Below are 8,766 nucleotides of genomic sequence, written 5' to 3'. Positions count from 1 at the left end.
CCAGCAGGTATTTGTAGCCGGTGACTTTGCCGACCCGCATGGTACGCACCTGGTATGTTTTAACATTGTGATAGCCGCCCTAAGAAAACTTAGGGCCACAGAAGACTGGGTAAAAGATTGCTGGGTGTGGATGTACCGCGGCGCATGGAAAGAGTTTGAAACTTACGAAATAGAAATGGCCGTGCCGCTTTCACCGCAGGAAGTACTTCGTAAACGTAACGCTATCTTCAAGCACCAGTCGCAAAAAGACAGGGCGGTGTTCCCGGGTGATGATGCAAGGGAGTTTTGGGTAAGGGCCGAGGACCGCAACCGGGAAACTGCACAGGCTTATGACCGCTTAGGTTTGGCGGAGTACCAGGCGATGGAGGCCTTTGTGAGGTTTCATTATTAAGCCCTAATTTGTATCCATATATTGGAGAGGCGTCAGGGATGGCGTCTCTTTTTTTGTTCGGTTGGTTTTTAGCGCCCAATGGGGCAACGCGAACAATTGTTTAAGCACACGCGGCACGCGTGCGCCAGCAAACGGGAGAGGCCTGTGTATTCGTGCTAGTTATGGAAGAAAGTTGTTATCTTTATGAGATCAATAACTTATTTTGCCTTGTCATATCTACGCATTCTTTCCATAGCTCTGCTATTATTTTTAATAGTTGCAATTGTATCGACAAAAACTGTCGCGCAGGTCAAACTACTTGGCAAACCAAAAGGCATGTTTCAGGGAGTCGTTGGAACAGATGGTAAGCCGATATATCTCCTTGAAGGTAAACCTTTAACTTACGACAACGGTATTTGTGGCTACCTTAATTATTTGCTCAAATCAATCTCTGGTCAGGCAACATCGGGTAATACAGGGGTATTGCGTGACAATTTCTCTATCCAAGTTTGCCACTTCACCCAGTCCCCAAAAACAGTTACCGACGTGCTGCAAGAATGCGAGACAGTAAATCTCCAAATTGCCAAAGATAAACGAGGGCAAATAATAAATAACCGCTTTGAACAACCATTAGTTATAAGTGGTCTATCTGGCACCTTAGGCATTAACGGCAATCAAATTCCATATTTAATGTTAAGCGGTTCTAAATCAGGCGATGTAAATGTTTCCGGGGACACGATCGTTTCCGAGGTTCAAATAATGAAATCGAAATACAATAAAGTCGAGGTTTCAGGAAATGTTTTTAGAAAAGATACAGCCAGGATTGATGTAATGAATTCATCAATACAAAACTTATTTTTTGAGGGCAATAACGCGAAAGTCCTTAATGCATATTTTATGGAGGACACTCTCGGAATGGCTAATTTTTCTGCGAACTACATTGCAGATGTAAATGTTAATCACAAAATTAACGAGGTGAATTTTTTTCATTGCCAATTAAATAATTGGCTTATGACGGATATAACAAAACTCCCAGGCAGCCGCAGCATTAGGTTTAATCAATGCTCTTTCGGCAAAGAATCTGGTTTGCTGGGTATCAGTGCTGACACTATAGAATTTAAGAGCTGTGTACACATCGAGCATGGTATGTTTCTCCAAGGCATTGACAAAGAGGAACCAACGATATTGAAATTCTACAACACAGATTTGACCAATATTGAATTTGATTATGACAGTCGTTACAAGCTATATGAATCACCCTATCCGGAACTCAACAGGTCTATTTATGAGCAACTACTTGTAAAATTTCAAAACGAAAAAAAATTGAATAGTTACGAGCGCGTGGACAAAGAATATTTCCAATCACGACATAGTTGGTTTGTAAATGAGCTCAGTTTTATTTGGTGGGATTATAGTTATAACAAATGGCGAATCATAATCTGGACGATTTTTTTTCTATTATTATTTACTTTATGGAATTATGGAAATTGGGAAAAACTTATATTGATATATCCAATAAAGAAATCCGCTGACATATCTGCAAGTGCTTCAGAGTACGAAAAAATCATTAAGATATTCGTCTATACCTCATTTATTTTTTTCTCTATAAAAGTTGATTTTGAAAAACTTTCTTTTAAAAGTACTAAATGGTTGGTCTATTTCTTTTTACAATATATTATTGGTCTGATTTGTCTTTTCTTTATTGCTAATGCAATACTAAAACTTTAACTACCATCCTGTCGGTAGTATCTCCCCCGCTACCGCAAGAGTCCCGCTTGTGGTTAAACTATAAAGAGCGGATAGAAAGATATTCGTGCTCATTGACCTGCCTGTGTAGAGATTGCTTCGTTCCTCGCAAAGACGTATTGGGGAGCAACCTTGACTACATAGGCTCATTACACCCATACTAAAATACCGTGAAAACACGGGTTGCAATTAATCTCACAATCACTTAATTTTTCAAAAAATACATCATGCCCAGAACTAGGCAAGAGTATCCACCCAATCATTTGAATTATGAAAAATGGCCCCACTCTGATTCTTCTTTTCTTTTCCTTAGTTGCAATTGCACAAGCCCAATCTAATTATAATGGATACTGGAAAACAAAATGGAAAGTTTTAAGCGGATACGATTCAATTATTGTATCTATTAGCCCTAATAGGGATTTTTATAATATTTCACTAAAACTCGGCAGCAATCAAGCCGAATGGAATTGGACTGCTACTTTGAGGAATAACATATTGGAAACTAGAACAAATACTGCTGATGGTGCTGCTCCAATCGTATCGCTGGTTAGTAAAAACAAAATCAAAGTAAGTAATTTTTATTTGATGGGTAGTAATGAAACAGAACTCAATAAATGGGTAAAAAGTAAATCGTCTTTTTTAAACATTTATTCATTTTGGAGTAACTTCAAAAATTTGGCGATTTCGAAGAATTATATAAAATTATCGCAACTAACTTATTTTCCGTTTCTACGACAAAACAAATACCTCAATCAAGAAGAATTCAAAGCATTCAAGTTTCCTGATGCTATTATAAAGGCCATTAGAACATCAACTGGCCCTATAAAGAGCTCTATGAGTTTTAATGGCGGCACAGATAATAAAGGTAATCCTGTCATGTTGACTTTTGACCCCAGAACAATTTACGAGGTAAATGTTGGAGGCCCGACTATTTATTTTGCCGTTGCAGATGATTCTTATAAATTTATTGGCATCCTTTACGGAGAGTAATTACACGATTTCCTTTCTTGTGCGAGTACGCAGCGTTGGCCAAAATACCGTGAAAACACGGGTTGTAAGGAGCTGAGTGATAGTGTAAATTCATAAAAACATTATCACAATGGGTGCTGCAATTGTACTGATGGTTGCAGTGGCTGTGCTCGCCCTCAGGCAATGGCTATTTGAAATTGGGCGTAAACGCCGCCGCGATTACTACAGGGATTATCTTAAATCAGACGCCTGGAAGCGGAAGCGTTATGTAGTGCTTAAGCGGGATAATTGGCGCTGCGTTTATTGCGGCGGTCGCGCTACGCAGGTTCACCATACCAAATACGCTAAGTATAATATCGGCAGAGAGCCGATTGAATGGCTGGTTTCGGTGTGTAAGGATTGTCATGAATTGGTGCATAGGTGAAGGGATTTGCCTCAGCACCACATCTTTGCGAGGAACGAAGCAATCTCCGAACTGTGCAGATCAGGGAGCAGGGATATGTCGATTTACGTTCAGCAAAAAAATTGTGCTCCGTTGAATGTCCTATGTAGAGGTTGCTTCGTTCCTCGCAAAGACGCGAAGAGAGAGAATAGCGAATGTTCTAAGTAGTGATTATTTTATTGAACGTTCATTAACAAATCTCTGCGCTGTGATCTGCATAGTTCGGAGATTGCTTCGTTCCTCGCAAAGACGCGCGGAGAGGGAATGATGTTAATCAAGTACTTTGAAGGTTTTTTGAGTACTTTGCCGCATGGTATTTCAACAAGGCGGATGCGTTTACATTCTGACGAATCAATATCACAATGTACTTTATGTCGGCGTCACATCCGATTTAACCGGCCGTATTTGGGATCATAAGAATAAAACTTATCCGAATAGCTTTACTGCAAAGTATAATTGTAATAAGCTTGTTTATTATGAGTTTTACCCTCGCATAGAAGAAGCGATCGCAGCTGAAAAGGCACTAAAAGGTGGCGATAGGAAAAATAAACTAAATTTGATTAACACTATGAATCCAACCTGGCTTGACTTATATGATCGTCTCATCAACGAATGACCGTTCAATTGACTTGCATAAAGGGAGATTGCTTCGTTCCTCGCAAAGACGGGGAGGAAGACTGGCTTGACTTATATGATCGTCTCATCAACGAATGATCGGTCCGTTGATTTGCATAAAGGGAGATTGCTTCGTTCCTCGCAAAGACGCGCGGAGAGGACTGGCTTGACTTATATGATGTGACGACTTATTTTTCTGAAGGCTCTTCGGCTGTGTTGTCTCCACTGATGCTTTCGTGAAGGGCCTGTATAAATGCATTCCTTAATACACCAAGGAATGTTTGCCAGCCATTGGTTTTAGGCCCGTTGATATTTCCATGAAGCGGGACTATGGTAGCTATCTTTTTGGTTTTATGATTTTTCACGATGCCTGCAACCAGTCCTACTACAGCTTTCTTCACCACGCGTAAGGGGCCGCCTTTCTTGATATCCTTTTTTACGTTCAGCACCTTCAGGTCTTTAATAAAAGGCTTGAGGTAGCCGCTTATTTCGCCATTCATCACGCTGAGCTTGCTAAACAGATCGAGCCTGCCGCGTTCGATATCAAACTTAACGTCGGCCTCAAGCATTGGGTTAAGGCTGATCAGATCGATATTGGTTAGTTGTATCCCGCCATCAAAGTCGGGCATTTCCTTTAAAACATTCACTTTGGCATTTACGCTCAATTTACCGCCGCCAATAGATGTTCCGGTAAGGCTGACATCAGAGGGAAGGCGGTCGCCCTTTTTCTGCACATTGGCCAGATTTGTTGCCACCAGGTGCAAATTGTCGATATGCCAGCTATGGGCAGGTTTTTTATTAAAGTCGTAGTATGCAAAACGGCCGCTGTTTACCGTGAACAGGTTTATAGTCATGGGCATCAGCGCTTTCACTGTCTTTGTCCAGGTATCTTTAGAGGGTTCTTTTGAGAGACTCTCGGTAGCCAGGATGTTTAGGACGGGCCTATCGCAGGTTACCTTTCCTACCAGCCTGCCATGAAATAATGGTTTCCACTCGATGGAAAGGTCGGACCGTTCGATATACAGAAAAGGATATTTTGCCGGATCGGTCTTCTTTTTGAGGTGCAGGGCCTTGATGACATAAGCACCACGCCAAAGCGCGATGTCGATATCTTCAACGTAGCCGGTATAACCCGGCAGTTCGTTCAGTTGTTTATTTACGTAATGTTTGACGATACCAGGCAGCGCGAGCCGGAGCACGATCAACGCCAAAACGATAAGTACCAAGGTAATATAGATAACTTTCCAACCGCGAATGGTGCTTTTCACTTTCGCCACATTCAACGGTCTTTTTCTTTTAACCGGTTTCATGTTAAGATAAACGGTTAAGCTGATGTATTGTTTATGGCTTCCGCTTCCTAACATTTTGAATAACAAAATGTTACCTGAATACAGAAACAAAACAAGGGTTAATGGATGGCAGTAAATACCGGCATACTGAGATCCTCAGTACAGGCCTGGTAAATTAATGCATAATGCGCACACGCCTAAACATATTGACATTAACTTTCACTATTGGCAAAAAGTTAAATAGCTAAAAATTGAAAACTATTATGATAAATAGTTATCTCAAATATAATTGATAGCGATGAGGAAAATGGTGACGGTGATTTGTCACAATTGCTGAAAGTTAAATACCTGATTATCGGCCCGGCAGGTAAAACCCGCGAACAATCTTTTGGCTGACCTGTATGAAATAGAAAGGCCATTTAAAATCGCAGCCATGGAAAAATCAAATTATAGCAAGCTGTGCGTCATGCTGGCGCTGTCGTTCGTACTGATGTATGCCATTATGTTCCTGAATGTTGACGATGTGAGTCATATCTATATCAACATGACCCGTTTTTATATGACCATACTAATGATCTGCGCCATGGCTGTACTGATGGTGGCCATGATGCCGATGATGTATGCAAATAAAAAGAAGAATACGATAATTATTATTTCGAGCGTGGTGGTATTCGTGTTGGCTTTTGCAGGTGTGCACAAACAGGCCGGCATCGGGGATATTCAGTATATGAAAGGCATGATCCCGCACCACTCCATTGCGATCATGACCAGCGAGAACGCCCACATTAAAGACGCGAGGGTAAGAAAGCTCGCGGACGGTATTATCAAAACACAGAAAAAGGAAATTGCTGAAATGAAAGAAATGATTGACAGTTTGAAAAACAGCAAATAGTAGCAGGGGGTACTAATTAGCAGGTGTTCATGAGCGTTCACGGCGTGGTGAACGAACAGTTTTGTTTAGTGGCAGTTGCAGTAGCAGTTGGCAGTCATCAACATAATCGTTTAATCATGGGAATCCTGGTTCAAGACAATATGCAGTAAGGCCTTTGCGCGCCGCACTTCCCTTCGACAGGCTCAGGACAAGCTTATGCCTCAGTGTGACACCCACCTTTTTTTATTCCGCATAAAACGTATTACGTAAAACGTACTACGTATAACTCACTTCCTACCCGCCTTCACCAGCGAATCAACCCTCGCTCCTATCACTTCGGATTTCCTGAGTGCGCTATCCAATTGCATACCCACCGGCATTCCGGGACGCTTATGCCCGGTAGAGGTTAGCCAGGCATCGCGCAGCATATTCTGACGCTCGGTTACCGCCTTCAATATAGCAGCGCCATTCTTGCTGGCCAAAAGACTTTTCTCTGCGCTGGGAAAACCTGAAACACTATCCCCGCAAAGGTAAACCAGTATCTGCCGCGCCATTATCCAGTGGCCGAGCTCACCGGGGTGCACGCCGTCGCCGGTTAAAGCAAAGCCATCCAGGTTGAATTGGGCATCTACCTTACGATGGGCTTCCAGGTATTTTTTCATCGGGAAATGTATGTCGATCACTTCCCAATGCTGGGCTGAGCGCTGTGCGAGTAACCATTTTGCGTATGTATCAAGTACCGCAGCGTAGCCGGAGTCGCCACCTTTCAACTCGTCAAAAACCGGCGGCGTAATGTGGATGATCTGCGAGCCGCTTTTAACCACCTCGGCATGCAGCCAGTTAATGCCGTCCCTGAACTTCCGGAAACGGCCCGTATCAATGGGCATGTAAATGCCGTCGTTCATGCCGTAGCAGGCAAACACCAGGTCGGGTTTGGTTTGGGTGAGCACGCGTTGCAAACGCTCGTGCAGATCCGGTCGCGGGAAAGCGCCGTCGGCATGCCCGGGCTCTGAAAGTCCGGATACGGTTTCGCTGGGCAGTCCTACGTTGATAAAATCAAAATGGCGGTCGGGGTAAGTTACGGTCAGGTAGGCAATCACATCGTTTACATAGTTGGCCTGCCAGGTGATGCTGTTGCCTAAAAATACAATGCGTTTTACTTTGGGGTCGATCTTTTGGGCATAAGCCCCTGAGGCTAGCAAAAGCAACGGTAGAATCCTATAAAATTTGCGAAAGATGTGTTTCATGAATTGTTGATGAGAAATAAAAGTAGGTTATTTCGGGGAGGATTGGGTGATACGTGAAACGTAATACGTTATACGCGAACGATTAAAGCTTAAAACGTTTTACGTATCACGTGCAACCCACCATCGGAAAATATCTACAATTATAGACTTTTTGTCTATTTTACTTGACATTTTGAAATGTTTACTTATCTTTGTTTGCAATTAAACAATTTTAAGATTATGGAACGATCTAAAAAGAGCTTACAACTGCAGTCTGTTATCTACGCACTTGTTTATGGGGCCACTTATTTGCCGGCGGTGTGGTTGTTAAAGCACCAAGTGTTTGGACAACCGGTTTCGGTGATGATCGCTGTGGTGCCGGTAGTTACTTTCTGCATTTTTATTTATAAGTATATCAAATCCTTTTCGGGTATGGATGAGGTGAAGCAACGGGTGCAACTTGAAGCGGTCGTAATCGGTTTTGCATTGACAGCCTTGTTGCTGATGGTGCTGTTTCTGCTGGGCCTGTGCGGTATATCAAACACCCTGTGGTTTGGCTATGCTTACCTGGTATGCTATTGCTGGCTGTTTTATTTTATTGGTTGGATAGTTTCGAAAAGGAAATACGGCGTATGAAAAACACCATAAAGGTTGAACGAGCCAAGAAAAACTGGACCCAGGCCGACCTTGCAAAAGAGATCGGGATATCGAGACAGGGTTTAAATTCTATCGAAACCGGGAAATTTATTCCGTCCACCCTGCTTGCTTTACGGATGGCGAAGGTGTTTGGTACTACAGTGGAGGTTTTGTTTCAGATGGAGGAGGGGGATTTTTAGTTGGCAGTTTTGAGTTGGTGGTGGGCAGTGCCGCTATCTCATGTCATCCCGAACTTGTTTCGGGACCCCACAGGACATTCACGCTTGCTTGGTCTGCGATTTGCATGTAGCAGACTTATCTATCGCAGACCTTTATGATGGGGTGCTGAAACAAGTTCAGCATGACGTGACTTTGTTAACCTACTACGTAAACCAACAACTTAATCAACCACTTAACCAATCCAACCCAATCAACTAATCATCCAATCTTCCCATTCACAATGTCAATGATCTCTGCTTCCCGGTCAATGGCCATTTGCTGGAGGGCCTGGCCTTCGTTGAGGATCTCTTGTATGTAGGTTTTGTCGTGGTAGCCGGAGGCGTTTACGCGGACGTTCAGGAAGGCGCCCAATACGGCGGTGC

The 8,766-nt window shown here is 42.8% G+C and carries 9 protein-coding genes and 1 pseudogene; 8 read left to right on the top strand and 2 right to left on the bottom strand.

The genetic code is table 11. From position 1 onward, the window contains the following. From VIM89_RS08005 to VIM89_RS07985, 5 genes and pseudogenes are all read left to right on the top strand, one after another. Positions 1 to 391: pseudogene (locus tag VIM89_RS08005) on the top strand (glucosamine-6-phosphate deaminase); the annotation flags it as partial. 183 nt (positions 392 to 574) lie between these two features. Next, positions 575 to 2,098: a hypothetical protein gene (locus VIM89_RS08000; protein WP_488155626.1), complete on the top strand. Its 1,524-nt coding sequence runs from the start codon at positions 575 to 577 to the stop codon at positions 2,096 to 2,098. Positions 2,099 to 2,386: 288 nt separating this feature from the next. Further along, positions 2,387 to 3,106, top strand: coding sequence for a hypothetical protein (locus VIM89_RS07995; protein WP_488155625.1), 720 nt, complete (start codon positions 2,387 to 2,389; stop codon positions 3,104 to 3,106). A 109-nt stretch (positions 3,107 to 3,215) separates the two neighbouring features. After that, entirely contained in the window at positions 3,216 to 3,509 is a 294-nt protein-coding gene (locus VIM89_RS07990; protein ID WP_488155624.1) for an HNH endonuclease, read from the top strand. 328 nt (positions 3,510 to 3,837) lie between these two features. Next, positions 3,838 to 4,143 (top strand): GIY-YIG nuclease family protein, encoded by a 306-nt coding sequence (locus tag VIM89_RS07985; RefSeq protein ID WP_488155623.1) that lies wholly within the window; start codon positions 3,838 to 3,840, stop codon positions 4,141 to 4,143. 187 nt (positions 4,144 to 4,330) lie between these two features. Here VIM89_RS07985 and VIM89_RS07980 read toward each other — a convergent pair whose 3' ends face one another. Further along, on the bottom strand, positions 4,331 to 5,452 hold the full coding sequence (locus VIM89_RS07980; protein ID WP_488155622.1) for a DUF748 domain-containing protein: 1,122 nt from the start codon (positions 5,450 to 5,452) through the stop codon (positions 4,331 to 4,333). A gap of 412 nt (positions 5,453 to 5,864) precedes the next feature. Between VIM89_RS07980 and VIM89_RS07975 the strand changes: the two genes are divergently transcribed. Next, positions 5,865 to 6,323 (top strand): DUF305 domain-containing protein, encoded by a 459-nt coding sequence (locus tag VIM89_RS07975; protein ID WP_488155621.1) that lies wholly within the window; start codon positions 5,865 to 5,867, stop codon positions 6,321 to 6,323. Positions 6,324 to 6,589: 266 nt separating this feature from the next. Here the strand turns inward: VIM89_RS07975 and VIM89_RS07970 are convergent, their stop codons facing one another. Then, positions 6,590 to 7,549, bottom strand: a complete 960-nt coding sequence (locus VIM89_RS07970; protein ID WP_488155620.1) for an SGNH/GDSL hydrolase family protein — start codon at positions 7,547 to 7,549, stop codon at positions 6,590 to 6,592. Positions 7,550 to 7,768: 219 nt separating this feature from the next. On the opposite strand from VIM89_RS07970, the gene VIM89_RS07965 reads away from it, so the two are divergent. Together VIM89_RS07965 and VIM89_RS07960 are read left to right on the top strand one after the other, a co-directional pair. Beyond that, complete coding sequence (locus VIM89_RS07965; RefSeq protein WP_488155619.1) at positions 7,769 to 8,164, top strand: hypothetical protein; 396 nt, start codon at positions 7,769 to 7,771, stop codon at positions 8,162 to 8,164. Next, positions 8,161 to 8,364: a helix-turn-helix transcriptional regulator gene (locus tag VIM89_RS07960; RefSeq protein WP_488155618.1), complete on the top strand. Its 204-nt coding sequence runs from the start codon at positions 8,161 to 8,163 to the stop codon at positions 8,362 to 8,364. Before VIM89_RS07965 ends, VIM89_RS07960 begins: the two co-directional genes overlap by 4 nt. The last annotated feature ends 402 nt before the right edge of the window (positions 8,365 to 8,766 follow it).

It is taken from the genome of Mucilaginibacter sp., assembly GCF_036568825.1.
Lineage (GTDB): Bacteria > Bacteroidota > Bacteroidia > Sphingobacteriales > Sphingobacteriaceae > Mucilaginibacter.
The sequence above is the reverse complement of the archived record's forward strand: the minus strand, read 5'-3'. Positions and strand labels throughout refer to the sequence as shown.